The sequence below is a fragment of the Psychroflexus curvus genome (assembly GCF_020164585.1).
Taxonomy (GTDB): domain Bacteria; phylum Bacteroidota; class Bacteroidia; order Flavobacteriales; family Flavobacteriaceae; genus Psychroflexus; species Psychroflexus curvus.
In genome coordinates, this window is sequence record NZ_JAIQZF010000027.1 from 1 (window position 1) to 284 (window position 284).

Annotated in this window: 1 protein-coding gene; it reads right to left on the reverse strand. The window is 52.5% G+C overall.

Annotated elements, in window-relative coordinates; translation table 11 throughout:
* Window positions 1–135: aspartyl protease family protein (locus tag LB450_RS13960; protein ID WP_407692580.1), on the reverse strand; the 135-nt coding region annotated here is incomplete at its 3' end.
* Between the last annotated feature and the right edge of the window lie 149 nt (window positions 136–284).

A 284-nucleotide genomic window follows, 5' to 3' on the forward strand; every position in this document is an offset into this window, starting at 1 on the left:
ATTCAACCTCCCTGGCAATGACTTGAACTCCATTCCTAGTCGTGTCGCAAGCCGTGCAGATATAAATGAATGCGATGCTCCTGAATCAAATAATGCTACAGTAGGGTATGAAGCGACGAGAATGTTACCTGCCACAACTTCTCCGGACGCCAGTGCTTCCTCCAAAGATAGGTTGAATGCCTGCCCTCTGCCGCCTTGCTGATTCCCATGCTGCGGCCTGGCCTGATGCTGATGCTGATGATACTGATGCTGACCTCTGCCCTGATGACGAGGGGGTGGCCTCT